The following is a 25,162-nucleotide window of genomic DNA, read 5'->3' as shown; positions in this document are numbered from 1 at the left end:
CTGATACGAGCAATTGCTGACGATATTTGCTGCTACTTACACTTATGGTGGGAGAGAATTACTACATCTTGATAGACATGCCCCCTTTATGATGATGTCAATCACATCAAAATATTGACCACATTCTTTTCGAATGTAACTCAGACATCTTGCAGGGGAAGTAGAGAATCGTTACTTTTCAATAAAGGTGTAAAGTGTGAATAAGTAACCCAGTCCGGCAAGGCTTGTCACTGCCGCTCCCGTTATGAACTGCCACAGCACATTGTTCGAATACATCAAAGCAAGTTGTTTTTGTCATTGCATCTGCCAGAGCTTTATCTTTACATTTATTGCAGGGAGAAATAATAAGATTTTTATTGAAGTTCGGGGTCCTTTCCGGCTACATATCTTCATAAAAGAGTCGTTAGAAACTTTGTCATCAGGTCAGATATTGTGGGAGATTTTGTGGTAACTCTTGAAGAGTTTAAACGCTCTTGGCTTAAAGATGTGCAAGCGGGAGATCCGCCGACGGTAGAACTTGGGCGGCGATTTGCCCTGAAACTGGTAACCCAATGGCTGGACACTTCTGATACAACCGCTGATTTCATTTATTGCGATGGTTCGGGGGATGGAGGAATCGATATTGCACTCCTTGACACAGGGCCGGAGGAAATCTCCGATACTACTGGTATCTCAGGGCACACCTGGTATCTCGTACAAAGTAAGTACGGCTCCGCATTCGCAGGAACAAATACTCTCCTTACGGAAAGCCAGAAGGTAATCGAAACGCTTGATGGAAAGCGTTCCCGGCTAAATTCACTAGCGGGGGGACTACTGGAACGGCTTAACAACTTCCGGAATTCAGGAGGAGTTGCCGATAAGATAGTTCTTGTTTATGCCACTGAAAATGGTTTGACCGAGAACGAAAAGCGAACTCTGACTGATATTCGGGCAATGGGCACGGCAAGACTCGGACCAATTTTTGATGTCGAAACAATCTCGATTGAGACAATCCATGCTCGGCTCCAGGAAATGGAAACGTCTACAGCCGAAGAGATTCTGAATGTCGAGTTGAATGCACAGCTAGTGCCGTCCGGTGTTGATCTTCTTGTTGGCTCGGTCGGGCTCTTGAATCTCTATGAATTCTTAAAGCGTTATCGGGAGCAAACGGGCGACCTGGACCGGATTTACGAAAAAAATGTGCGCCGGTTTTTAGGTGGGCGCGGCAAAGTGAACAAGGCGATGCAAAACACGCTACGCGAAGCGCCGGATAAGTTTGGTCTCTACAACAACGGGATCACTATTGTCGTTCACAATTATGATCTGGCAGATGATCACGTGACTATCGCTGAACCCTACATCGTCAACGGCTGCCAGACGACCCGCACTATCTGGGAAGTCTTCCACAACCGGCTAAACGCCGGTGGGACGGGTGTAAACCCGGAAACGGAAGCGTGGAAAAACAACGCGGCCCAGGGCGTTGTCGTGGTAAAAGTGGTCAAGGTAGGTGAAAGTGGCGACGCTCTGCTCCAGGCAATCACGCGCTATACCAACAGTCAAAACGCGATCCGTGAAAAAGACTTCCTCGCCCTGACTGGCGATTTCAAGACATGGCAGGAAGAGTTAGCCATCCACTACGATCTCTATCTTGAAATCCAACGCGGCGGATGGGATTCTCAGAAGGCTTTGCAGAACACAAATCCAGTAACGAAGCAGTTTACCAAGCATGCCAATGCTGCTGATCTGATCAAAGTATACGGTGCAGGGTGGTTAGGCGAGGCGGGAGTGGCATTCGGAAAGAACCCGCCCTTCCTGCCGGATGGATCCGTTTTCAAACGGATCGTGAATGAGGCGGAAACTGATGGCGGTCAGTTTGGCGCGGTAGACCTTTACGCAGCCTACCTGTTGCAAGAAGCTACCGCAGCTATGGGCTTTGGGCGCGGTGCGATCAAACAGTCACGGCGTCAAACTCGTTTTCTGTTTCTGATGGTCGTGATCGACTTGTTCCGCGATGTACTATCACGCGCGAGCAAGCCACTACATCCTCGCGCCATATCCTCGGCATTAGTCAAAGTATTGGAGAATGAAGCAGCACGAACTGCCTTGCTTGACCGGGCTGCAGAGGTAATTGACGGCTATTTCACCCCAGGTTCGGATGATAGCGTATTCACCGAACCGGCTTTTCTGAACACATTCAACTCTGACTTAAACGCTTTCCTAAAATGGGAAAAACTCGGCAAGTCTGATGTTGACACACCTCGGTTCAAAAGCGCTCTTGCGGTCAACAAGGCAGTAATGGGTAAGTTGATGGGGGGAGTCTCTGAACGTCAGACTATTCTGACAGCGATTAATCGCACCTAAGGCAAAAGAAAAACATATTGCCATGCCTATAAACATTCTGAAACGAGCAAGGTAGCGGATTAACCCTAATACGATGAAAGGCTGCCCCTAAAGAGCAGCCTTTTTTCTTGTGTTAAATAATGTACAGTCTGCGTTTTTGCTTCAATGAATGGTTAGCCCTTGGGCAATAAATTCCTTCCCAACACTAGTGAAAGTGACTGCCCTTCCCATATTTCCTCGATCTTATGGTGTACTGAAGTCCAATTGCTGGCTCAACCATAACGTTCTTAAAATAAACACAATCAACCCAATTACCCTCCAAACTCATGCTTCAAACCAGCGAAAAAGTTATTTTTTCTTTTAACTAAATCAATACCCTGTCCTCTCAACCTAGAGATCGGGGACCGCGAGTACCGAAACTCCAGATGATCAATTATTTAAGAAAATGGACTATCAAAAATATCAAGCGGACTTAATAGCAGATATTACTGAGTTGATCAAAAAAAAAGGCTGTCAGCCAATTTTATTTATTGGCTCTGGATTCTCTAAACGCTACTGCGATACTCCCAACTGGGCAGAATTACTAACAGAACTAGGAAGCGAATGCCCAGAAGTTAAACAGGAATATGCTTATTACAGGCAGTCTGGAAAATCAGACAAGGAGATTGGCAGTATATTTGCAGCTGCTTATAAAGAATGGGCATGGAATAGCGATAAATCCGGTTTTCCAAAAGAATATTTTACGCCAAAGTGTGGATCAGATATTTTTATTAAATATGTCGTTGCTCAGAAACTGAAAAAATTACAACCAGGGAAAGCTGGCACATTTGGGTCTGAAGAGTTGGATGGTGAAATACTTGCGCTAAAGGAAATTAGTCCACATGCGGTTATAACAACAAATTACGATACATTAATCGAAGCTATTTTTAAAGATTATAAGCCAGTGATTGGCCAACAAGTTATCCGTCACTCATATATGTCAATAGGTGAAATTTTTAAAATTCACGGCTGTGTATCTGATCCGGAATCAATCGTATTAACGAATGAAGATTACGACAAATTCGCCACTGATAAAAAATACCTGAGTGCAAAATTATTTACTTTTTTTGTAGAGCACCCTTTGATCTTCATTGGCTATTCAGCGAATGATCCCAATATTAAGAGCATTCTTCAAGAAATTGATCGAATGTTGCCTGTAGAATCTGGGTTAATTGACAACATATATATCTTGGAGTGGAATTCTGAACTTGATCCCAATGTTTATCCAAGTCGAGAAAAGGTGATAGATATTGGAAATGGAAATAGCATTCGCATAAAAAGTGTTACTGCTGATTCTTTTGAGTGGGTCTTTAAAGCATTTAAAAGTGAAGCCCCACTTGAAAAAGTTAATATAAAGCTTCTGCGATCTATAACTCACCGGGTATTTAGTTTGGTGCGAAAAGATGCAGCAAAAAACACGGTGGAGATTAATTTTGAAATGCTTGAGCATGCGCTCAATAATCCAGGTGAGCTTGCTAAAGTCTACGGCATTGCAGCGATAAATAATCCTGCTCTGCTTAATCTCACGCACCCGTTTTTACCGAAGCAAGCTGCTAGTCAGCTTGGATCAGACTTTGGTTGGCAGAGGTTAAATCAACTTATAGAAAAACTTTCTGAAGCTACCGGGTTTGATATGCGAGCAAGTGACAATAAATTTCATGTCTATATTTCACCGACAAGAAGATACTCTCAAGAAGGTATTGATTTGCTTAAGAGATTTAAGAATGGCGACAATTTACCTGACCTAAGCGATCCTTCGGTGACTGGTGTGCATTCTTAATATAAAGTACGAAGAAGAGTAGATTTACGCGGATTTATTCAGTTACCTCAAGCTCCTTTTGTCCCGCGGTGAAGCATTCAAGAAAATTCCCCCAATATCAAGAAAATTCCTCCCAATAATTAGGGCAAGGCCTCGGCCGCGTCAGGAAGGTTTGGTTTATGTGGGTGAAGTCCGGGAAGCCCGTGGGCAATCCCTGTGGGAAACCTCGTGGATGGGTTATCCGTCCATCAGGTTTTCCAGCAGGGTTGTCCATGGGTCAAGCGAAGTGCAGCCGGACGCTCGGCCAAGCCGATCATCCACATTGCTATCGCTTGTCCATCTGAAAGGTTACTTCCCTCGTGGCAAAGCGGGAATTGAGCCATTTCTCCCACCTAGCTGCCCTTCGCATCAGGTCTGCCCGGTAGGCAGCGTTAAGATGAGACGTGTACGAATGGTAGTTGGCCACTTTCGTCCACAAATCGCCCCGATCGTTGCGGATGTGCATGTGGATACGCCAGGCGGCAAGGAAGTAGGAATAACACCCTGGCTGCGCCACATGCTCCGGCCTGATGCCGTACTTGGCCAAGCCGGATAGATACGCGGTATTGAACTGCATCGGGCCGACATCGTAGGTGTCATTTGCGTTTCGCACCCATTGACCCGGCCGGCCTCCTTCCTTCTCTGCCACAGCGAGAAGGATGTTGGCTGGGACTTCGTATTTCACAGCAGCCTGGATCGAACAGACGACGCGCTCCGGCAAATCGGTGGGCAGCTCCATCACTCCCCTGCCCCTGTTACTTGCTGTCCCGGAAAGCAGCGGCTTCCGCTTCGGCGTCGAGCTTCGTCTCTGTCGATCCAGCAAAGGCATTGCCCTTGAATTGCGGCTCAGGAATATTGGAGCGAATGGCGGAGGCAACTTTTCCGCCGGGGGTCTGCGCCACGCGCCCCCCTTGCGAAGCAATACTGCTCTTGACCACCTCCATTCCTCCACGAGCGAGATGAGAGCCCATTTCAGCCACAAAGCGCGAAGGCGTGCCCATTGCCTGAGCTAGTCCGCCCAAGGGCGTGTCCTGCCTGGGCTGCTCTTCAGCGAACATGCCCATGCCGCCTTCCATGCTGGCCTGCGCCGCATCGAACGCGGCCTTGATGGCGGATGCTCCGCCTGCTGCATTGGCGGCCGAGGCCATCATCATACCGGTGGCGACACCTGTTGCAGTTGCGGCCGCGGCAATCGCGGTCCCGGCACCCAGGTTGCCTATTCCCCCTGCCCCACCGCCTACAATGCTGCTTAGCATGGGGGGAATCTTGTCGACCAGCACAAGAAGAATGATGGACACGACCATCATTACACCCATCTCCTTGAGATTGAGGCCCATGCTCATGTGGCGGTAGTAATCATCCAGAAAGGTCTTGCCGATGCCCACCAGCAGCACCATGGCAAAGAGCGATATCGCCACCCCCAGGACCGTGCGGTAATAGTTGATCGCAATCTCCGAAGTCCAGCGCGAGCCCCCGAATCCGAGGAAGAAAATGCCGGCGTAAGCCAGTATCCAGCCAGATACCAGGAGCAACACCATGTTGATGCTGACCAAGGCCAGAATAATGAGGATTACCGCCGCCATAATGATCCCCGTCATGCTGTCAATTGTAAGCGCAGCGTGGACTCATCCAGTGCTCGATAGAAGATATGAAAGCCAATATCGACGATGCCTGATGGGGAAAGCACATCACGCAGTCCACTAGCCTCGGAACCGATCTGCTTGAGCGAGGCAATGATCGAGGTGGCGAAAGCAGGCCCATTCATGAGCAACCACCAGAAGAAACCGGTAAAGACCGTGAAGCGGAGAAACTCGGCGAAGAATTCGCCTATATCAGCGCGGCGCAATGCCATCAGGCCAAATGTCCAGACCATGCTGATCGTCACCAGCATCCAGAAAAGCCAGGATGCGCGTTCGGTAATGATTGTTGCCCACGCACTGGCGGCCGTCTGATAACGCGTGAGTATGTCATCCAGAACATCGGCATTTCCGATTGCTGCCTGCACAGGCGACGAAGTAAGCATCAATCCCAGCAGTAACACCAGGACAGCAGTTTCAAATGAAATCCGCTTTTTCATACCATCACCAGCTCTTCTTTTGACTTGGCTTATCCCCTTCGGGTAAGCCTTTCGGGCACTCCTTGAACAAGGCCTCTTGTTTATCAAGATCTGCCGTCCATACCAAAAGGAGATCAAGCGGTACTTCTATTTTCTGATGTGGCTTGGCGTGTACATGTTCGCCGTCTACTGGGGATCGAGCTTCTTCACCGAGCAGGATGCTTCCTGGCACCAGGTGATCATCCGTGACACGAGCTTCACGCCCAGCCATATACCGCTGTTCTATGGGGCGTTCCCGATGTATATCATCATGGGCGTATCGACTTTCCTGTATGCGAGTACGCGCTTGCCGCTCTATAACAAGGGAACTTCATTTCCGCTGCTGATGGCCATCGCAGGCCCGTTGATGAGCCTTCCGAACGTAGGCCTCAATGAGTGGGGTCACGCCTTCTGGTTCATGGAGGAACTCTTCAGCGCACCGCTGCACTGGGGCTTCGTGGTGCTGGCCTGGGCAGCCCTGTTCTCCGGCGGCATTGCCGTTCAGGTGATTGCACGGTTCTCCAACCTCATGGACGTGCAGTGGAACAAGCAAAGCCGGGTGATTCTGGATAACGTTGTCTAACGTTATCTAAAGCACCAGGTTTTAAGTCCAAGTCCTAACCAACGTGGTATCCCCCATCCGCTTTCACAGGGATGGGGTTTTTGGCAAGAACTGCATTACCGGAAGCTCTCCGGCGCTTCTCTTTCAGTCCTCCTCCAGGGAACTCAACTCTACACCTCTCGCCGTCATGCCCGGCTTTTTCACCCCGAGTGCCTCAGTTTTCGTGAACATCACCTTCCGGATATAGCCCTCAAAGTCCTGAAAATCGCGGCCTCAAAAACCCCAAAAATACCTTTTGACACTCGTCAGAAAATATAGGACTATTGAGCCTTGGACACTAGAGGTAGTTGAGCACACTCTCATGCACTACTATATATAGTAGTCCACAGGTTTTCCACAGCATTTCCACAACACCTAAAATATCAGGCTTTACCTAGGGATTCGGCACATTTCCCTTACAAATGAGGAGCATCCAGCATGCAGCTTTCCACAGATCAAACGTCCCGGCCGACAATGGCAGGCCACGAATTTTCTTCGAACCCTCCCGGCCATGATCCGCACTATTCCCAATACAAGATCATTCGCCGCAATGGCTCAGTGGCCGGATTCGAGCCGAACAAGATTTCCATTGCCATGACGAAAGCGTTTCTCGCCGTTGAGGGCAGCCAGGGGGCCGCCTCGGCCAGGGTACGCGAAGTGGTGGCGCGCCTGACCGAAGATGTAGTGAACGCCTTGATGCGCCGCCAGCCCTCAGGTGGAACCTTCCATATCGAGGACATCCAGGATCAGGTGGAACTGGCATTGATGCGCTCGGGCGAGCACGATGTGGCGCGGGCCTATGTGCTGTACCGCGAGGATCGTGCGCGCAAGCGGGCGCAGCAAAAGGAAGTGAGTGCAGCGGAGGTGGCCGGCAGCGTCTTGAACGTGCTTGAGGATGGGCGCCGGGTTCCGCTCGATACCGCGAGCCTGTTGGCGCTGATTGAGTCCTGCTGCAAAGGTCTGGGTGAAGCGGTCGATCCTGCGCTGATACTTAAAGCCACGCTCAAGGATTTATATGATGGGGTGCCGATGGAGGAAGTAAGGAAATCGGTAATCCTGTCGGCACGTGCGTTGCTGGAAAAAGAGCCGGCCTACAGCTACGTTACGGCGCGATTGCTGCTGCACTCGCTCCGCTTCGAGGTGCTGGGCGAGGAAATCGTGCAAAGGGAAATGGCTGGGCGCTATATGGAATATTTCCCGGCCTTCATAAAGCGCGGGATCGAGGCCGAACTGCTGGATGAACGGCTGGCGCAGTTCGACCTGCCCCGGCTGGCACAAGCCCTCCATGCGGAGCGCGATCTTAAATTTGGCTATCTCGGCTTGCAAACCTTGTATGACCGTTATTTTCTGCATATACAGGAGCGCCGCATCGAATTGCCGCAGGCATTTTTCATGCGGGTGGCGATGGGGCTTGCATTGAACGAAATCGATCGTGAAGCACGGGCGATAGAGTTCTACCATGTGCTGTCTAACTTTGATTTCATGAGTTCCACCCCCACCCTGTTTAATTCCGGTACGCGTCGCTCGCAATTGTCTTCGTGCTATCTCACGACAGTGCCGGACGACCTGGATGGTATTTACGAGGGAATCAAGGAAAACGCACTGCTTGCCAAGTATGCCGGAGGACTGGGCAATGATTGGACGCGTGTTCGGGCAATGGGATCGCATATCAAGGGCACCAATGGCAAATCCCAGGGCGTAGTCCCCTTTCTCAAGGTGGTATCCGACACAGCCGTGGCGGTAAACCAGGGTGGCAAACGCAAGGGCGCCGTTTGTGCCTACCTCGAATCCTGGCACCTGGATATCGAGGAGTTTCTGGAACTGCGCAAGAATACCGGGGACGATCGCCGGCGCACGCATGACATGAACACGGCCACATGGGTTCCCGACCTGTTCATGAAACGGGTAATGGAAGGGGGCGAATGGACACTCTTTTCGCCTTCCGACGTACCCGATCTGCACGAGAAGTATGGCAAGGCATTTGAGCAGGCTTATCTCGCCTACGAGGATAAAGTCGCGCGCGGCGAGCTCGGCCTGTACAAGACGATACCCGCGGTGCAGTTATGGCGCAAAATGCTGAGCATGCTGTTTGAAACCGGGCACCCATGGATCACCTTCAAGGATGCCTGCAATATCCGCTCGCCGCAAAACCATATCGGCGTGGTGCACAGTTCCAATCTCTGCACTGAGATAACGCTCAATACCAATGATCAGGAAATCGCGGTATGCAACCTGGGCTCGATCAATCTGGCGGCCCACATCGATGATGCCGGGAAGCTTGACGCCGACAAGCTCAAGCGTACTGTCAGCCTCGCCATGCGCATGTTGGACAATGTGATCGATATCAATTTCTATGCGGTGGCCAAGGCGCGCAACTCCAACCTCAGGCACCGGCCTGTCGGGCTGGGTATCATGGGTTTCCAGGATTGCCTGCACAGAATGCGCATTCCCTACGCTTCGGACGAAGCAGTGGAATTTGCGGACCGTACCATGGAAGCGATGGCTTACCATGCCTACTGGGCCTCGACCGAACTGGCCGAAGAGCGGGGACGTTATGCCTCCTATCGCGGCAGTCTGTGGGACCGCGGCATTCTGCCTCAGGATACGCTCGACCTGCTGCAGGAAGAACGCGGCGGATACATCGAGGCGGACAGATCATCGACGCTGGACTGGGAAGCGCTGCGCGAACGCATTAGAAACCATGGCATGCGTAACTCCAACTGCCTGGCAATAGCGCCCACCGCGACCATTTCCAACATTGTCGGCGTTTCTGCCAGCATCGAGCCAACCTTCAAGAATCTTTACGTCAAATCCAATTTGTCGGGAGAATTCACCATTGCCAATCAGTATCTGGTAAGCGACCTGAAAAAGCTTGGGCTATGGGACGAGGTCATGATTTCTGATATCAAGTATTTCGATGGGGCCTTGGGCAAGATAGATCGCGTACCGACTGATCTCCGCAGGCTTTATGCCACTGCCTTCGAGGTGGAACCCCAGTGGCTGATCGAAGCGGCAGCGCGCAGGCAGAAATGGATAGATCAATCCCAGTCCCTGAATATCTATATCGCCAGCGTTTCCGGCAAAAAGCTGGATGAAACCTACAAACTGGCTTGGTTGCGTGGCTTGAAGACGACCTACTATCTGCGCTCGCTCGGAGCAACGTCAGCAGAAAAATCTACAGTCCAGGCGGGCTCTTTGAATGCAGTGCCCGCAGAAGGGAGCCTGCCAGCCATGAGTGCGGCAGCGCCGGCGACAGATGTGTCGTTCTGTTCCGTCGATGATCCGGAATGTGAATCATGCCAATAACAATTAAAATGTAATGTTAGGAGAAAGATATGTTGATATTCGAGGATGAAATCATGCCATCGGCGCCGCGGAGAAACGGCGATCCGGGATTGCTTGACGGAACCAGGGGGGGGCCTGAAGCAACAAGCCGCCTTGCCGACACGAACGGGACCGAGGCAGAAGGTAACACGAGCGATGTGGCTGGGTCGCATGCAGGGAATAGCGTGGGAGAAAAGGACTATTTTGCAGAGGACATCCATCGGCGCGTATCGGTGGAAGACAAGCGCATCATCAATTGCAAGGCGGATGTCAACCAGCTGGTGCCTTTCAAGTACAAGTGGGCGTGGGAGAAGTATCTGGCGGCCTGCGCCAACCATTGGATGCCTCAGGAAATCAACATGAGCCGCGATATCGCTCTCTGGAAAGATCCGAACGGGCTGACCGAGGATGAGCGGCGGATAGTCAAGCGCAACCTGGGCTTCTTCGTTACCGCGGATTCGCTCGCCGCCAATAACATCGTACTCGGCACTTACCGGCACATCACCAATCCGGAATGCCGCCAATACCTGTTACGCCAGGCATTTGAAGAGGCGATTCATACGCACGCCTATCAGTACATCGTCGAATCGCTGGGGCTGGACGAAGGCGAGATTTTCAACGCCTATCACGAAGTGAGATCCATCCGCGAGAAGGACGAATTTCTGATTCCCTTTATCGATACGTTAACTGATCCATCATTCAGGACGGGCACCCTCGAAGCGGATCAGAAACTGCTGAAAAGCCTGATCGTATTCGCCTGCATCATGGAAGGCCTGTTCTTTTATGTGGGTTTCATACAGATCCTGGCGCTGGGAAGGCAGAATAAGATGACTGGCTCAGCCGAGCAGTATCAATACATTCTGCGGGATGAATCCATGCACTGCAATTTCGGCATCGATGTCGTGAACCAGATCAAAATGGAAAACCCGCATTTGTGGACGAAAGAATTTCGCAGCGAAATCAGTGCGCTGATGCAAAAAGCGGTGGAACTGGAATACCGTTATGCCGAGGACACCATGCCGCGTGGCGTTCTGGGACTGAACGCGCCCATGTTCAAGGAATACCTGCGCTATATCGCCAACCGCCGCTGCCAGCAGATAGGTCTGGACATTCTCTATCCGGGAGCGAGCAACCCCTTCCCCTGGATGTCTGAAATGATCGACCTGAAAAAGGAAAAGAACTTTTTTGAAACACGCGTTACCGAGTATCAGACCGGTGGTGTGCTGAACTGGGACTGAACAACTAGAATAATAGTGGGGGGCAGCAGGCGCGTCACGAAGGGCCTGCCTGCTCTCACTCCCCGCTGAAAACAACTCTTCGCATTTCGGGTTTTAGCGTCGCCTGGTAGCAAGCCTCGATTCCGAAGGCTGATCGTCTGCCACATCGTATTCTGATTTCCCTCAATCTCCACGCACGGAATATCTGGCCGACCCATTCAGGCTTGCATCAACGGGATGCCTACCATCAATACGTTTTCCATACACTGATTATTTACGCTGGTAAAATTTTAAGGACGAGGTTAACATTGACTTTCATTCGAATCTCTATCTGATGGAGGTGGTAATGGCTCGTACAATTCCACAAGGGTCCCGCGACTACGACACCACGCGCGTTGTTGAACGGCCTGATGGTTTTTATTGGCATGACGAAAAAGAGGGTGAGAGGGTATTTGGTCCCTTCCCCACCTTACTTGAAGCCATCCAGGATATGGAGTACAACGCCGACTCGGACTATGAACCGGGAGAGACTCTGGAGCAGGCCGAGGACGAGCTCGGCATATCCGACTGGATCGATCCTGAAACCGGTCAACCCGGCGAAGAATCCTTCCGGCTCGAAAACTGATCAGTATCTGATTGATCTGGCACGTTCTCGTCGCACCATGCTCCGGCGATTGGACGTGCTCTTCTTCAGAATAAGTACGAATAAACTTTCTCTGAGTCAGTTTTCAATCTCTGCACCCGCCGGATTTCCGTGCGCGCAGGTCAAGCATGCGGCCTCTCCGCAGTTTCCCTTTCCGGCTGCTTTTATTTCCTGCCTGAGCCGGAGAATGCGCGCGCCCAGGTGTTTCTTATATGGCCGCCTGTCTTTCCTTGATCCAAGGCTGAGATGAATTACCGTGATGAACGGGATACGATGGGCTCAATACAGGTGCCCGCGCATGCGCTGTGGGGCGCCCAGACCCAGCGCTCCTTGCAGAATTTCAGAATTTCAGGCGAACGCATGCCACCTGCGCTGCTTCACGCTCTGGCACTCGTGAAGCGTGCGGCAGCTGCCGTAAATCGTGATCTAGGGGTCCTGGATGACGAGCGCGCTACTGCCATCATCCAGGCTGCGGATGAGGTGATCGCAGGCACTCATGATGCAGAGTTTCCGCTGGTCGTGTGGCAGACCGGCTCCGGAACCCAGACCAACATGAATATGAACGAAGTGCTGGCAAACCGCGCTTCTGAACTGTTGGGAGGCGGAAGAGGGCCGGATTGCAGGATTCATCCCAACGACGATGTAAACAAGGGGCAGTCATCCAATGATGTGTTTCCCTCTGCCATGCATGTGGCGGCCGCCTGCTCCCTCAATCATCAGTTGAAGCCTGGCATTGCTGCGTTGCGGCATACGCTGGCCACCAAGGCGGAGGCATTTTCAGGCATTGTCAAAATCGGTCGCACCCATTTGCAGGATGCTACTCCCCTCACCTTGGGACAGGAATTCTCGGGCTATGTTTCCCAACTGGACCACGGGCTGGAGCATGTCGACGCCGCGCTTCCGCATGTATATGAACTGGCTCTGGGAGGGACGGCGGTGGGCACCGGATTAAACGCTCATCCTGAGTTTGCGGTGCGGGTCACAGCGGAATTGGCAAGATTGACGAGCCTGCCGTTTGTGACAGCTCCCAACAAATTCGAAGCCCTCGCCGCCAATGATGCGCTCGTCCATGCGCACGGCTCGCTCAAGACCCTGGCAGCCTCGCTCATGAAAATCGCCAATGATATCCGCTGGCTTGCGTCGGGCCCGCGCTGCGGAATCGGCGAACTGAAAATTCCTGAAAACGAGCCGGGCAGCTCCATCATGCCGGGCAAAGTCAATCCGACGCAGTCAGAGGCGCTTACCATGCTGTGCTGCCAGGTGATGGGCAATGATGTCGCCGTCAATATGGGCGGTGCAATGGGAAATTTCGAGCTCAACGTCATGAAACCGCTTATCATCCATAATTTCCTGCAGAGCGTGCGCCTGCTGGCGGATGGTATGATAAGCTTCAACGAGCATTGCGCGATCGGAATCACCGCAAACATCGATCGCATAGACGAATTGCTGCGCAAATCGCTGATGCTGGTGACTGCACTCGCGCCCCACATCGGCTACGACAAGGCGGCTGAAATCGCGAAGAAAGCGCATCGCGAAGGCACTACGCTGGAACAGGCAGCCGTTGCAACCGGCCACATTACCATCGATCAATTTCAGGATTGGGTAAGACCGGAAGACATGATTCAGCCGCAATGATCCTCGGGTTGAATAAGTGTTGCTGCTCCTGCGGCTTCTGCCATCAGGGTGAATGAGCTTGCTCCCGTCATCCTCACGGGCACCGAAAGTGGGCCTTGTCCTGACTGGAGGAGGCGCGCGCGCGGCCTATCAGGTGGGTGTTCTGCAGGCTATCGCGGCGATGCTGCCGAAGAGAACGCGCACCCCCTTTCCCGTAATTTGCGGCACATCCGCTGGCGCATTCAATGCCGCGGTTCTCGCCATCTCGGCCCGGAACTTTCAGGATGGTGTGCGACGCCTGTCGGCCGTATGGGAAAACGCACACGTCAACCAGGCCTACCGGACAGACCCTCTCGGCGTATACGTAAATGCAGTACGCTGGCTCGCCTCTCTCCTGTTTGGCAGTCTGAGAAAGCAAGGTGCAACCTCCCTGCTCGACAACTCGCCGCTTGCGCAACTGCTGGAAAACAGCCTGCCGCTTCAAGGCATTCAGAAGAGTATCGATACAGGCGCCTTGCATGCTCTCGGCATTACCGCCTGGGGCTATACAAGCGGACAATCGGTGACGTTCTACCAGGGTGCGGACAGCATACGACCATGGAAGCGGGAACGCCGCATCGGTGTCGCCGTCCCTATCGAAATTGAGCACCTGCTCGCCTCTTCCGCCATTCCGCTTCTTTTTCCCGCCGTGCGGCTGAACCGCGAATACTTCGGAGACGGTTCCATGCGCCAGCTTGCGCCGTTGAGTCCCGCGCTGCATCTCGGGGCAGACCGTGTGCTGGTGATTGGCGTGCGCAAGATAGAGGAAACGCAGCCTGAGCGTGTCAAGGTAGACACTTATCCCACGCTCGCACAGATCGGCGGCCATATCATGAGCAGTATTTTTCTCGACAACCTTTATGTCGACCTGGAACGGTTGCAGCGCATCAACCGAACGCTACGCATGATTCCCGAAGAAAACATGAGAAATCACGACATACCGCTGCGCCAGATTCAGCACATGGTCATTTCCCCCAGTGTCGAATTCACTGAAATCGCGCAGCAGCACGCTGCCACCCTGCCGCATACCATCCGGCTTTTTTACCGGGCCATCGGCGCAATGAGACGCGATGGCTCTTCTCTCCTGAGCTATGTTCTGTTTGAAGAACCCTTCTGCCGCGCGCTCATCGATCTCGGCTATCAGGATACCCTGCCGCGCAAAGCCGAACTCTTGCGGTTTCTCCATGCAGCGCCAATCGATGGACCGACACAAGCAGATTTACCCGACGCTGGTATAATCCGCAATCCAGTTCCGGGGATAGGCTGAACAGCCTGGTCGCTTCACCTGATTCCCTATTTTTCAGAGACTTCTTATGGACCTTGCCAGTCCGCAATTCTGGATTGCCGTACTCCAGATTATCACCATTGATATCGTTCTGGGAGGCGATAATGCGGTGGTTATCGCGCTTGCATGCCGGCGGCTTCCCGAAAAGCAGCGAAATCTCGGCATTTTCTGGGGAGTGTTCGGCGCCATTGCGCTGCGGGTCGTGCTGATCTACTTCGCCTTCACCTTGATGGCAATTCCGTTCCTGAAAATCGTAGCGGCACTGCTGCTATTGTGGATCGGCATCAAGTTGCTTCAACCCGAGCCGGAAGGGAACGGGCATGAGATCAGCGCAAGCGCAACCTTGCTGGGCGCGATTAAAACCATCATTGTCGCCGATGCCATGATGAGCCTGGATAATGTGATTGCCATTGCCGGCGCCGCCAGGGACAGTGTCATTCTGGTGGTCTTTGGCCTGGTGGTAAGTGTGCCCATCATCGTTTGGGGCAGCAAGCTGGTAATGAGACTCATGGAAAAATTTCCCATCACTATCTTCATCGGTGCGGGCTTGCTTGGCTGGATCGCGGGACACATGAGCGTTACCGACGCGGTCAGCAGGGAATGGGTAAATAACAACGCGGCTTTTCTACACTGGGTCGCACCCGCGGCAGGCACTCTGCTGATCGTGATCGTCGGGAAATGGCTTGCCGACAAAACCGGGGCAAGAAGAGTCGCGATTGTCGACCTGATGGATGACATAAACGATAAACCGCGTTCGTAGGCGCAAATTAACTGTTATGAGGGAGAAAACATGCTGAAACTCCTGTTGCCGGTAGATGGTTCAGCGGCGTCGGACAATGCAGTCGGGCGGTTCATCAAACTGGTTCCTTCATACAGGGAAACACCCGAAATACATTTGCTGAACGTGCAATTCCCCCTGCGCGGCAACGTGCCGATGTTCATAGACAAGAAGAGCATAGATCTGTATTACCAGGAAGAAGGTACGAAAGAACTGTCATCGGCGCGAGCATTGCTCGACCAGGCCGGGATCGGCTACCGGTTCCATGTCTCTTCAGGACATCCGCCAAACATCATTCTGCGTTATGCGGAAGAAATGAATTTCGATCAGATCGTGCTTGGCCCGCGTGGACTTGGAACGGTGAAAGGAATATTGCTGGGTTCGGTTGCCAGCAAGGTCATACAGCTTTCGACAATACCGGTGCTCCTGATCAAATAGGATGGCGGATATCAGGGGATAGTAATGCATTTAACCAAGAAGGAGCTTTTTTAGAATGAAGCAGGATCAGAAGGGCCTAACCTTGATCGAGTCAATGATGGTAGTTGCCCTCATTGGCATCCTTGCGACGATCGCTATCCCACCTGCATTTCGACTCTATGAGGATTCCCAGGCCCGCGACCAGGTAACCGAAGCGCTCGATCTTCTCGGCAGCGTTAAATCTCCTGTTGCCGCGTTTTATTCGGATAAGGGAAGATGGCCTACCTCTGAAGAGTTCGACAACCTGGTGCCCACACGGACCGGAAAGTATGTCGCAAGCCTCACACCGGAATCCCGGGAAAAAGGTTTTGAGGTAATAGCAAAATTCAGGAATACCGGGGTGAGTCCGGGCCTGGTGACGGAGGGATCCGGTAGAACACTGGTTCTGGCGACAGCAAACGGCAAGGAATGGTTCTGCAATGATAATACCGATCCTGTCTCCGGGATTCCCGACCTTGTCCCGGGTACTGTCCTGCCCCAGCACCGACCGTCATCCTGCAAATAGGAGGGAGCCCGAAAAAGAGGATTTGCGGTCCACTTCGTCCGCCTCGACCACCGTGGCCGCTTCGCCACTCATCAGGGGTTACAAACCTGCTCCAATAGTTCCTGGTAAGGTCGATTCGCTCCCAGTTACAGTCCCGGTTTACATCCTGCAATTACCTGTGGGGCGCTTTGACCGCCAGAAGCTGAGCGCTTTCCTGTCAAATTCATCCCTCGTTAGTCTTTTCAAATCCGGGATCCACCGGAGTTTACACCTGTGACATTCAGTCCGATTGGCGGTTATCCGAAGAGCAGGCAAAGCTGCTGCTGGAAAATCATGTCATGGAGCATTGACCCCCACTTTCCAAAGCATATAATCGTCGAATAGTCGTGCTCCATTAGGGCAAAGCCATACTTTTTCCTGGCTCACTACACTCCCACTTCTCTGAGCACTGGCATATCCGGCCAAGCTCACTTCGGAACCCGGAAGAAAAAGAAAAAGGTGATACACCCACGTTTTGATACGTTTCTATAGCAATAAGATAACCGGAAAAATACATGAACGAATTTAGCGATCAAATATCTGCATACTTTTCTCACGTACCCATGTGGCCCCTGGTTTTGCTGGGGGCGGGGATTGTAGTGGCCGGTATTTATGAGATGTTCACCCGCAAACGTCGGACAGAGGCCGCTGAAGAATTCCGCTCGGCCATTTTATCCACCCTCTCGGGCCTGTATCCTGAACCTACCAACTGGCCGAGAAGTATCGATACTTATCTGCGGGCACGCTTGCCGGTCATGCATGAAATCATCGAGGACTTCAGATCGAATGTGCGGCAGCAGGATATCCCGGCGTATAACAGGGATTGGGATAATTACCAGGAGTTCTGCCGCAACGAGATTAACGATGACAAATGTATTGCCGCGGAAACGAACCCGGGCAGGGAATCAGATCCGAAAAAAACTTTTCACCAGCTTGTCTCAAACCTTTTGCGTCATGCGGAATGAGGCCTGGACAATAATTTGTAAGGAACGGCCAGCGAGATTCCGAATACGATATGGGTAGCCAGGGTGATCCAGTCCCGTGCTACCGAGAACCAGGGAAAAATGAAGGTCATTCCATACATATTCGTTACATAGATGATCAACCCGAAGATGGCGCCTGCCAGCATGGAAGTCACCATGCCAGGACGGGAAATGAGGGGCGCCAGAATCAGGCCATAGGCAATGGAGAGCATGAAATGAATAAAGGTTGCAACGATCATGACTTTCCACTCGAATGTGGCGGGTGGCGGGAGGACAGCGGGGCCCATTAGCATTGCCGCCGTCAGTCGGGCATCCCGGTAAAAAATGGAGGGGAGTGCATCAGTGAATACCCACCAAAGAACAAGTTGAGCACCGGTGGCAACGACACCAGCGATGATTCCGGCAGTAGCTGCCGCGCCAGGATTGATGGACATTTACGGTAGTGAGAAAAGGTTCTTCACAGTTTCACCGCTGAAAACGTATTCGTTCTACAATAATAGTAAACTTCCCGGAAACTTGACCTTGAAGGTTCGGGGCCGGACAGTCCTTTTATGGGTGAACATGAAACGGACAAGCAGCCGCCAGCCCACTCCGGAATACAATCCCACGAGATGGTAACCGCATAATCATTCACCTCATGCAAAGTGTCGACCTGACCCATCATTTCCTCATTGCCATGCCCGCCATGACAGATCCCTTCTTTGCGAAGACGCTGACCTATATCTGCGAGCATAGTGACCAAGGCGCATTGGGCCTGGTGGTGAACCGACCGATCGATCTCACCTTGAAAGATCTGTTGGATCAGCTTGATATTTCTTCCGATGATCAATTGACGCGAAGATTTCCAATCATGTTCGGTGGTCCGATACAACTCGATCGTGGCTTCGTCCTCCATCAACCCGTGGGTGAATGGCAATCGACCATGGCAGTGAATGACGATGTAGGACTTACCACCTCCCTCGACATTTTACGGGCGATAGCAAACGGCGAGAGCCCCAGGCAACTCCTGGTCGCGCTAGGCTATTCCGGATGGGCACCGGGCCAGATAGAGCACGAATTATCGCGGAACGCTTGGCTGACGGTGCCTGCATCCCCCGCCATCATTTTTGAGTTACCGGCAGAAGAACGTTTGACGGCCGCGATGCGATTGCTTGGAGTGGACTTTTCGAGCCTGTCGGATGAAGTGGGTCATGCCTGAAAGTAGCGTTCATTCAACGAGGGAGCAATACTTCGGCCATTACAGGCAAAGCTGACGGTCGGTAATATCAAATGGAGGAGGCTGAAAAAGCGAGCCAGCCACACGCCGGCACGGCATTGGCCTTCGATTTCGGCGAAAAACGGATCGGCGTCGCGATCGGGAATCTGGAATTGGGATTGGCCCATCCTCTTGTTACCCTATCCAACAAGAATAAGGAGGAATGCTTGAAAAGCATCGCCCGGTTAATCAAGGAGTGGGAGCCTGTTTTACTGGTGGTTGGACTGCCGGTTCATGCGGATGGTGCAGAGCACGAGCTTACCCGTCGAAGCCGCCGCTTCGCGCATCGTCTTCAGGCCAGCTTTGGCATTCGCACTGTCCTGGAGGATGAGCGTTATACCTCGATCAGCGCCAGTTCAGCGCTGGACGAAGCGAGTGTCAGAGGCAGGAGGCAGAAACAGGTGCTGGATCAGATCGCGGCTCAACTGATATTGCAATCTTATTTTGATCAACGAAATGCAATTACCTGAAGCGGAAGACCTGCTGACTGTGCTGACTGCCCGGATACGGCAAGGCATTTCCGCTGATACCGCAGTCGTGGGAATTCATACCGGCGGAGTATGGCTTGCGGAAAGGCTGCATAGGGATCTGCAACTGGCGCTCCCCCTGGGAGCGCTGGATGTCTCCTTCTATCGTGACGACTTTGGACAGATCGGCTTGCATCCCCAGATCAGACCTTCGGACATCCCGTTCAAAGTGGAAGGGAGCCACATCATTCTCGTGGATGATGTGCTTTATACAGGACGAACGATCCGCGCTGCCATCAACGAACTATTCGATTACGGGCGGCCGGCCAGCATTCGCCTGGCTGCACTGATAGACAGGGGCGGGAGAGAGCTTCCCATTGCTGCACAGTATATTGGCGCAACGCTGGACGTGCCCCCTGCAAAAATGCTGGCGCTGGAAAAGAAAGCGGATGGAAAGCTGGGCTTGAGCCTGTACGACAAGCGCCAGGGCAATGAGTAATAATCCACAGCTGAACAAAAGCGGTCAACTGCAGCACCTTTTGACTACCGAGGGACTGCCCGCGTCCATTCTCCTGAATATTCTCGATACTGCCGAACCGTTCGTCGGAGTCACGGAACGTGACGTCAAGAAAGTGCCGTTGTTGCGCGGAAAATCCATATTCAACCTGTTCTTCGAACCCAGTACGCGTACACGCACCACCTTTGAAATTGCCGCAAAACGGTTGTCTGCTGATGTCATCAATCTCAACATTGCGGCGTCGTCCCAATCCAAAGGAGAGACACTGCTGGACACAGTGAACAATCTTTCCGCCATGCATGCCGATATGTTCGTGGTGAGGCACGCTCAGAGCGGCGCCGCGCACCTCATTGCGCAGCATGTCCGCTCTGACATTCACGTCATCAATGCAGGAGATGGCCGGCACGCGCATCCCACGCAGGCGCTACTCGACATGTTTACCATTCGTCGCTGCAAGCGCGACTTTCATAACTTGCGCGTCGCCATAGTGGGCGACATCCTTCATTCCCGCGTGGCCCGCTCACAGATTCATGCGTTGACGACGCTCGGGGTACCGGAAGTACGTGTCATCGCACCCAAGACATTGCTGCCCGCCAAGGTCGAACGTCTGGGCGTGCATGTTTACCATGATATGGCGAAAGGACTGAAAGACGTGGATGTGCTGATGATGCTTCGTCTGCAAAACGAACGCATGCTCAGCGCGCGTCTTCCGAGCACTGAAGAATACTTCAAATATTACGGGCTCACTCCCGAGAAACTGGCACTGGCGAAGCCGGATGCAATCGTTCTGCATCCCGGACCCATGAACCGCGGGGTTGAGATCGATTCGGTTGTAGCTGATGGAAAGCAATCTGTAATCCTGCCCCAGGTAACATTCGGCATCGCAGTGCGCATGGCGGTAATGTCCATTCTGGCTGGAAGCTGAAAGTCATGAATATCGCCATCCGCAATGGTCGCGTCATCGACCCGAAAAACAGCTTCGATCGCGTAACGGACATTTACATCCAGTCGGGCAAAATCGCCTCTCTCGGCGCCGTCCCGCCAGGCTTTGAGGCACGCCGGGAAATAAACGCGCAGGGATTGATCGTATGTCCCGGACTTGTGGATCTGTCGGCCCGGCTGCGGGAACCCGGCCTAGAATACAAGGCGACGCTTGAATCAGAAATGGGAGCCGCGGTGGCGGGAGGCGTTACAAGCCTGGCATGTCCTCCCGATACCGACCCTGTGCTGGACGAACCCGGGCTGGTGGAAATGCTGAAGTACCGCGCAAGGAGCCGCAATCAGACGCGTGTTTATCCCATTGGAGCGCTTACCCGTGGCTTGAAAGGGGAATGGTTGACTGAGATGGCTGAGCTGCACAGCGCGGGATGTGTTGCATTCGGCCAGTCGGACAAGCCGCTTCCCAACAACCGGGTGCTCATGCAGGCAATGCAGTATGCGTCCACCTTCGGGTTTTGCCTGTGGCTGCGTCCCCAGGATGTAAATCTCGCTGATGGCGGAGTTGCCCACGATGGGGAAGTGGCGACGCGCCTTGGGCTGGCCGCCATTCCCGTCTGCGCCGAAACTGTCGCCCTGTCCCACATCATCCTGATGGCAAAAGAAACCGGAGCCAGGGTGCACTTGTGCCGTATCTCCAGCTCGGAAGGGGTGGCCATGACACGCGCAGCCCGAAAGCAGGGATTGCCTATTACCTGCGACGTGGCCGCCCATCACGTCCACCTGTCTGAAATGGATATCGGCTTCTTCGATTCCAACTGTCATCTGGTACCCCCGTTAAGAAGTCTGGGGGACCGCGATGTCTTGCGCACAGGACTGCTGGATGGCACTATAGATGCCATATGCTCCGACCACGCTCCCGTGGACGAGGATGCAAAGCTGCTGCCCTTTGCCGAGGCCGAGGCCGGCGCAACCGGCCTCGAATTACTGCTGCCGCTTACACTGAAATGGGCAGCGGAAACGAAGCTGCCTCTGGTAGCCGCGTTATCGAAGATCACGGGGGAACCCGCCCGCATCCTTGGGGTGGAAGGGGGCCATCTCACGCCCGGGGGTGATGCCGATCTATGTATTTTCGACCCTGATCATTACTGGACGATTGAAGCCTCGACACTCAAAAGCCAGGGCAAGAACACGCCATTCCTGGGCTGGGAGCTGCAAGGCAAAGTAAAATATACGCTGATCAACGGAAACGTTGTTTACGTGGACTAGGCGTTGCAACATGGGCATGTATTTTCGAGTTCTCTTCTTTCAAACTGACTGAATTTCCATCAATGAACCCTCTGCTCGATTTTTCCGGATTGCCGCGCTTTGCCGAGATTCGTACCGAACATATCACACCGGCTGTAAGTCAATTGCTGGATGAAAATCGCGCCCTCATTGGACGAATACGGGAGGACACCGATTTGCCGACTTGGGATAACTTCGTTCAACCCATGGCGGATGCCAACGAGAGGCTCTCCCGTGCATGGGGGCAGGTATCCCATTTGAATGCGGTGGTAAACACCCCGGAACTACGCGAGGCTTATAACGCCAACCTGCCTCTTGTCACGCAGTATTATGCGGAGCTGGCCCAGGATCAGGCGCTGTTCGAAAAATTCAAGGAATTGCGCGGCAGCAGGGAGTTCGAAGGACTGAGCACCGCCCGGAAAAAGGTCATCGAGAATGAGTTGCGGGACTTCCGGCTGGGCGGAGCAGAACTGCCTGCCGAGAAGAAAGCGCGCTTCCTCCAGATTCAGGAAGAGCTGTCAGCGCTGGGCTCGCGCTTCAACGACAATCTTCTGGACGCCACCAACGCGTTTGTATTGCACGTGGAGGACGCCGGTGAGCTTTCCGGTATTCCTGATGATGTATTGCAAACAGCGAGAGAAGTTGCGGAAAGAGATAATGCGACTGGCTGGAAGTTCACCTTGCACGCGCCTTCGTATCTGCCTCTTATGCAATACGCGGACAACAGGGAGCTGCGTGAAAAAATGTACCGCGCCTACTCCACCCGTGCCAGCGAACTGAGCGCAGCCGCCCTTCCATCCGAGGATATGGGCAATCTGGATAACACTCCACTCATTGCCCGAATACTTGAACTGCGCAAGGAAGAATCGCAGTTGCTCGGATTCGAATGCTATGCCGAAGTATCGCTGGCGACGAAGATGGCGTCTACTCCGGCCCAGGTGTTGGACTTTCTTGGCGAGCTCGCCGACAAGGCCAAGCCCTATGCCGAACGCGACCTGAAGGAGTTGCGCCAGTTTGCAGCCGACAAGCTGCAACTGGATACCCTCGAAGCGTGGGATCTGGCGTACGTCAGCGAAAAGCTGCGCCTCGAGCGTTATGCCTTCTCAGAACAGGAAGTAAAGCATTATTTCCCGGAAACGAGCGTGCTGCCGGGTATGTTTGGTCTGGTGGAGAATCTTTACGGCATCAACATCACTCCGGTGGAAGCGACCACGATTCAACTCTGGCATCCGGATGCCAAACTGTTCAATATAGCCGACAGTGAGGGAAAGCTCATCGGCCGATTCTATCTCGATCTCTACGCACGACCCGGCAAGCGGGGAGGAGGTTGGATGGATGATGCGATCAGCCGCCGCCGGTATATTGGGAGCGCGGACAATCGGGAATACGCGGTTCAAGCGCCCGTCGCATACCTCAACTGTAATTTTTCCGGACCTGTCTCTCATGGAGAGAAAATTCGCCCTGCCCTGTTCACTCATGATGAAGTCATTACTCTGTTTCATGAATTCGGACATGGCCTCCATCACCTGTTAACCCAGGTGGATGACCTCGGCGTATCCGGCATTCATGGCGTAGAATGGGATGCGGTGGAGTTGCCCAGCCAGTTCATGGAAAACTTCTGCTGGGAATGGGAGGTCATCAGCAGGATGGCAAGGCACGTGGATACGGGCGCGTGCATGCCGCGTGAACTTTTCGACAAGATGCTGGCGGGGAAGAACTTCCAGAGCGGCCTGCAGATGCTCAGGCAACTCGAGTTTGCATTGTTCGACATGCATTTGCATTTCGATTTCGATCCGTATGGCCGGAAAACCGCGCAGCAACTGCTCGATGAAATCCGCGAGCAGGTTGCCATCATCATTCCTCCCGCATTCAACCGCTTTCCCAACAGTTTCTCGCATATCTTCGGCGGAGGCTATGCCGCCGGATATTACAGCTACAAATGGGCGGAAGTATTGTCCGCGGATGCATACAGCATGTTCGAGGAAAATCCCGCGGGTACCGTAGTCGATTCTGAAACCGGACTACGCTTCTGGAAAGAAATTCTCGCAGTAGGTGGAAGCCGGCCGGCATTGGAATCTTTTATTGCGTTCCGGGGACGCGGGCCAGAAATAAATGCGCTCCTGCGGCATAACGGCATGGCGCCAGCGCCTGCATGACACGCCGAGAAAAAAGGGCAATGAAACTTAAATCAACCTCATCCTGCAACTGGATTCGGAATCCAGAATACGAGGCTCATGCTTTCCCCTATACCGGTTACAACCTGCAATCGCGAGAAAATCCCGGCAATTCGATTATTTGAATCCAGGAATGTGAAAAACCATAAGTAACTCAGCAGCATCGACTATAGGAGAAAATCAGATGAAAGGTGTGACACGGGAAGTCATTACGGCAATGATGCTGACAATAGCATTGGCGGGTTGCGCGCAAAAGCCGCCCGCACCGAAAGTGGAGGAGCAGACGCAGAAATATAGTGACGGTGAACTGCCGTTGCCGGATAACTATAAAAGCTGGCCCAAGTTTCTATCCGAAGTACAGCGCCCGGACAATAAGCAAATCCGGGAAATCTATATCAACCCTACCGGTTACGAGACCAAGATGGGAGAGGCCTTCCCTAACGGAACCATTACGGTGATGGAAATCTATAAGGCAGGCGAGGCGGCTGACGGAACGCCGCTCAAGGGACCGGACGGCAAGCTCGTCAAAGGGGAATTGCAGAAAGTCGGCGTGATGGCGAAAGGAGCCGGGTGGGGTGAAAGCGTACCGCCAGAACTCAGGAATGGAGACTGGGTATATTCAATGTATATGGCGGACGGTAAAACCAAAGCGCCCGATGATCTCAATACCTGCCGCGGATGCCACCTGCCTTTGAAAGACAAAGATTATATTTTCCGCTACGACGAGTATTTCCAGAAGCGGGCAGGCTGATCGGCATCGACGTATTGAAACCGCGCATTAAGACTGTGTA

The 25,162-nt window shown here is 52.8% G+C and carries 22 protein-coding genes and 1 pseudogene; 19 read left to right on the top strand and 4 right to left on the bottom strand.

The genetic code is table 11. From position 1 onward, the window contains the following. The first annotated feature begins 444 nt into the window (after positions 1–444). On the top strand, positions 445–2,340 hold the full coding sequence (locus BMY01_RS13965) for an AIPR family protein (protein WP_139176925.1): 1,896 nt from the start codon (positions 445–447) through the stop codon (positions 2,338–2,340). A gap of 424 nt (positions 2,341–2,764) precedes the next feature. Next, a complete protein-coding gene (locus BMY01_RS13960) occupies positions 2,765–4,138 on the top strand; it encodes an SIR2 family protein (RefSeq protein WP_074748640.1) in 1,374 nt (457 codons plus the stop codon). 304 nt (positions 4,139–4,442) lie between these two features. Here BMY01_RS13960 and BMY01_RS13955 read toward each other — a convergent pair whose 3' ends face one another. The 3 genes from BMY01_RS13955 to BMY01_RS18415 are packed head-to-tail and all read right to left on the bottom strand — an operon-like array spanning position 4,443 to position 6,233. Then, entirely contained in the window at positions 4,443–4,895 is a 453-nt protein-coding gene (locus BMY01_RS13955) for a transglycosylase SLT domain-containing protein (RefSeq protein WP_074748638.1), read from the bottom strand. Between the two features lie 16 nt (positions 4,896–4,911). Continuing rightward, positions 4,912–5,754, bottom strand: coding sequence for a type IV secretion system protein (locus BMY01_RS18420; RefSeq protein ID WP_254772756.1), 843 nt, complete (start codon positions 5,752–5,754; stop codon positions 4,912–4,914). Next, positions 5,751–6,233 (bottom strand): type IV secretion system protein, encoded by a 483-nt coding sequence (locus BMY01_RS18415; protein WP_254772755.1) that lies wholly within the window; start codon positions 6,231–6,233, stop codon positions 5,751–5,753. Before BMY01_RS18415 ends, BMY01_RS18420 begins: the two co-directional genes overlap by 4 nt. A 109-nt stretch (positions 6,234–6,342) precedes the next feature. Here BMY01_RS18415 and BMY01_RS13945 point away from each other — a divergent pair. The 10 genes and pseudogenes from BMY01_RS13945 to BMY01_RS13900 all read left to right on the top strand — a co-directional run. Continuing rightward, positions 6,343–6,834, top strand: a pseudogene (locus tag BMY01_RS13945) (methane monooxygenase/ammonia monooxygenase subunit C); the annotation flags it as partial. Positions 6,835–7,326: 492 nt separating this feature from the next. After that, on the top strand, positions 7,327–10,158 hold the full coding sequence (locus tag BMY01_RS13940; protein ID WP_439331408.1) for a ribonucleoside-diphosphate reductase subunit alpha: 2,832 nt from the start codon (positions 7,327–7,329) through the stop codon (positions 10,156–10,158). Positions 10,159–10,187: 29 nt separating this feature from the next. After that, on the top strand, positions 10,188–11,414 hold the full coding sequence (locus tag BMY01_RS13935) for a ribonucleotide-diphosphate reductase subunit beta (protein WP_074748635.1): 1,227 nt from the start codon (positions 10,188–10,190) through the stop codon (positions 11,412–11,414). Positions 11,415–11,739: 325 nt separating this feature from the next. Further along, positions 11,740–12,018 carry a hypothetical protein gene (locus tag BMY01_RS13930; protein WP_074748634.1) on the top strand — a complete coding sequence of 93 codons (279 nt, stop codon included), beginning with the start codon at positions 11,740–11,742 and terminating at the stop codon, positions 12,016–12,018. 264 nt (positions 12,019–12,282) lie between these two features. Beyond that, the gene (fumC, locus tag BMY01_RS13925) at positions 12,283–13,671 is read left to right on the top strand and encodes a class II fumarate hydratase (protein WP_074748632.1); all 1,389 of its coding nucleotides are present in this window, start codon (positions 12,283–12,285) and stop codon (positions 13,669–13,671) included. 52 nt (positions 13,672–13,723) lie between these two features. Further along, the gene (locus BMY01_RS13920; RefSeq protein WP_074748630.1) at positions 13,724–14,956 is read left to right on the top strand and encodes a patatin-like phospholipase family protein; all 1,233 of its coding nucleotides are present in this window, start codon (positions 13,724–13,726) and stop codon (positions 14,954–14,956) included. A 46-nt stretch (positions 14,957–15,002) separates the two neighbouring features. Further along, positions 15,003–15,734 (top strand): TerC family protein, encoded by a 732-nt coding sequence (locus BMY01_RS13915; protein ID WP_074748628.1) that lies wholly within the window; start codon positions 15,003–15,005, stop codon positions 15,732–15,734. Positions 15,735–15,764: 30 nt separating this feature from the next. Next, the gene (locus tag BMY01_RS13910; protein ID WP_074748626.1) at positions 15,765–16,190 is read left to right on the top strand and encodes a universal stress protein; all 426 of its coding nucleotides are present in this window, start codon (positions 15,765–15,767) and stop codon (positions 16,188–16,190) included. Positions 16,191–16,245: 55 nt separating this feature from the next. Continuing rightward, positions 16,246–16,734, top strand: coding sequence for a pilin (locus BMY01_RS13905; RefSeq protein ID WP_074748625.1), 489 nt, complete (start codon positions 16,246–16,248; stop codon positions 16,732–16,734). A gap of 533 nt (positions 16,735–17,267) precedes the next feature. Further along, positions 17,268–17,717 carry a hypothetical protein gene (locus BMY01_RS13900; RefSeq protein WP_074748623.1) on the top strand — a complete coding sequence of 150 codons (450 nt, stop codon included), beginning with the start codon at positions 17,268–17,270 and terminating at the stop codon, positions 17,715–17,717. On the opposite strand, the gene BMY01_RS13895 is transcribed toward BMY01_RS13900, so the two are convergent. Next, positions 17,705–18,169, bottom strand: a complete 465-nt coding sequence (locus BMY01_RS13895) for a sodium:proline symporter (RefSeq protein ID WP_074748622.1) — start codon at positions 18,167–18,169, stop codon at positions 17,705–17,707. The genes BMY01_RS13900 and BMY01_RS13895 overlap by 13 nt on opposite strands. 203 nt (positions 18,170–18,372) lie before the next feature. Between BMY01_RS13895 and BMY01_RS13890 the strand changes: the two genes are divergently transcribed. The 7 genes from BMY01_RS13890 (at position 18,373) to BMY01_RS13860 (ending at position 25,122) form a co-directional block, all read left to right on the top strand. Continuing rightward, positions 18,373–18,933, top strand: coding sequence for a YqgE/AlgH family protein (locus BMY01_RS13890; protein ID WP_011381766.1), 561 nt, complete (start codon positions 18,373–18,375; stop codon positions 18,931–18,933). 71 nt (positions 18,934–19,004) lie between these two features. Beyond that, entirely contained in the window at positions 19,005–19,460 is a 456-nt protein-coding gene (gene ruvX / locus BMY01_RS13885; protein ID WP_074748620.1) for a Holliday junction resolvase RuvX, read from the top strand. After that, on the top strand, positions 19,447–19,956 hold the full coding sequence (pyrR, locus tag BMY01_RS13880) for a bifunctional pyr operon transcriptional regulator/uracil phosphoribosyltransferase PyrR (RefSeq protein ID WP_074748618.1): 510 nt from the start codon (positions 19,447–19,449) through the stop codon (positions 19,954–19,956). Before ruvX ends, pyrR begins: the two co-directional genes overlap by 14 nt. Further along, complete coding sequence (locus tag BMY01_RS13875) at positions 19,949–20,899, top strand: aspartate carbamoyltransferase catalytic subunit (protein WP_011381769.1); 951 nt, start codon at positions 19,949–19,951, stop codon at positions 20,897–20,899. The genes pyrR and BMY01_RS13875 overlap by 8 nt, the downstream gene beginning before the upstream one ends. A 5-nt stretch (positions 20,900–20,904) precedes the next feature. Continuing rightward, on the top strand, positions 20,905–22,179 hold the full coding sequence (locus BMY01_RS13870) for a dihydroorotase (RefSeq protein ID WP_074748616.1): 1,275 nt from the start codon (positions 20,905–20,907) through the stop codon (positions 22,177–22,179). Between the two features lie 62 nt (positions 22,180–22,241). Continuing rightward, positions 22,242–24,353 carry a M3 family metallopeptidase gene (locus BMY01_RS13865; RefSeq protein WP_074748614.1) on the top strand — a complete coding sequence of 704 codons (2,112 nt, stop codon included), beginning with the start codon at positions 22,242–22,244 and terminating at the stop codon, positions 24,351–24,353. 202 nt (positions 24,354–24,555) lie between these two features. Then, positions 24,556–25,122 carry a cytochrome P460 family protein gene (locus BMY01_RS13860; protein ID WP_081353948.1) on the top strand — a complete coding sequence of 189 codons (567 nt, stop codon included), beginning with the start codon at positions 24,556–24,558 and terminating at the stop codon, positions 25,120–25,122. Positions 25,123–25,162: the final 40 nt, after the last annotated feature.

The organism is Nitrosospira multiformis (assembly GCF_900110185.1).
Lineage (GTDB): Bacteria > Pseudomonadota > Gammaproteobacteria > Burkholderiales > Nitrosomonadaceae > Nitrosospira > Nitrosospira multiformis_A.
The sequence above is the reverse complement of the archived record's forward strand: the minus strand, read 5'-3'. Positions and strand labels throughout refer to the sequence as shown.

What these genes read in the sequence shown, in the direction of transcription:
- BMY01_RS13865 (WP_074748614.1), top strand. Translation starts at nt 22,242, where the DNA reads ATGAACCCTCTGCTCGATTTTTCCGGATTGCCGCGCTTTGCCGAGATT.
- BMY01_RS18415 (WP_254772755.1), bottom strand. Translation starts at nt 6,233, where the DNA reads ATGAAAAAGCGGATTTCATTTGAAACTGCTGTCCTGGTGTTACTGCTG.
- pyrR (WP_074748618.1), top strand. Translation starts at nt 19,447, where the DNA reads ATGCAATTACCTGAAGCGGAAGACCTGCTGACTGTGCTGACTGCCCGG.
- BMY01_RS13960 (WP_074748640.1), top strand. Translation starts at nt 2,765, where the DNA reads ATGGACTATCAAAAATATCAAGCGGACTTAATAGCAGATATTACTGAG.
- BMY01_RS18420 (WP_254772756.1), bottom strand. Translation starts at nt 5,754, where the DNA reads ATGACGGGGATCATTATGGCGGCGGTAATCCTCATTATTCTGGCCTTG.
- ruvX (WP_074748620.1), top strand. Translation starts at nt 19,005, where the DNA reads ATGGAGGAGGCTGAAAAAGCGAGCCAGCCACACGCCGGCACGGCATTG.
- BMY01_RS13875 (WP_011381769.1), top strand. Translation starts at nt 19,949, where the DNA reads ATGAGTAATAATCCACAGCTGAACAAAAGCGGTCAACTGCAGCACCTT.
- BMY01_RS13930 (WP_074748634.1), top strand. Translation starts at nt 11,740, where the DNA reads ATGGCTCGTACAATTCCACAAGGGTCCCGCGACTACGACACCACGCGC.
- BMY01_RS13895 (WP_074748622.1), bottom strand. Translation starts at nt 18,169, where the DNA reads ATGTCCATCAATCCTGGCGCGGCAGCTACTGCCGGAATCATCGCTGGT.
- BMY01_RS13905 (WP_074748625.1), top strand. Translation starts at nt 16,246, where the DNA reads ATGAAGCAGGATCAGAAGGGCCTAACCTTGATCGAGTCAATGATGGTA.
- BMY01_RS13900 (WP_074748623.1), top strand. Translation starts at nt 17,268, where the DNA reads ATGAACGAATTTAGCGATCAAATATCTGCATACTTTTCTCACGTACCC.
- fumC (WP_074748632.1), top strand. Translation starts at nt 12,283, where the DNA reads ATGAATTACCGTGATGAACGGGATACGATGGGCTCAATACAGGTGCCC.
- BMY01_RS13935 (WP_074748635.1), top strand. Translation starts at nt 10,188, where the DNA reads ATGTTGATATTCGAGGATGAAATCATGCCATCGGCGCCGCGGAGAAAC.
- BMY01_RS13955 (WP_074748638.1), bottom strand. Translation starts at nt 4,895, where the DNA reads ATGGAGCTGCCCACCGATTTGCCGGAGCGCGTCGTCTGTTCGATCCAG.
- BMY01_RS13920 (WP_074748630.1), top strand. Translation starts at nt 13,724, where the DNA reads ATGAGCTTGCTCCCGTCATCCTCACGGGCACCGAAAGTGGGCCTTGTC.
- BMY01_RS13870 (WP_074748616.1), top strand. Translation starts at nt 20,905, where the DNA reads ATGAATATCGCCATCCGCAATGGTCGCGTCATCGACCCGAAAAACAGC.
- BMY01_RS13860 (WP_081353948.1), top strand. Translation starts at nt 24,556, where the DNA reads ATGAAAGGTGTGACACGGGAAGTCATTACGGCAATGATGCTGACAATA.
- BMY01_RS13940 (WP_439331408.1), top strand. Translation starts at nt 7,327, where the DNA reads ATGGCAGGCCACGAATTTTCTTCGAACCCTCCCGGCCATGATCCGCAC.
- BMY01_RS13910 (WP_074748626.1), top strand. Translation starts at nt 15,765, where the DNA reads ATGCTGAAACTCCTGTTGCCGGTAGATGGTTCAGCGGCGTCGGACAAT.
- BMY01_RS13890 (WP_011381766.1), top strand. Translation starts at nt 18,373, where the DNA reads ATGCAAAGTGTCGACCTGACCCATCATTTCCTCATTGCCATGCCCGCC.
- BMY01_RS13915 (WP_074748628.1), top strand. Translation starts at nt 15,003, where the DNA reads ATGGACCTTGCCAGTCCGCAATTCTGGATTGCCGTACTCCAGATTATC.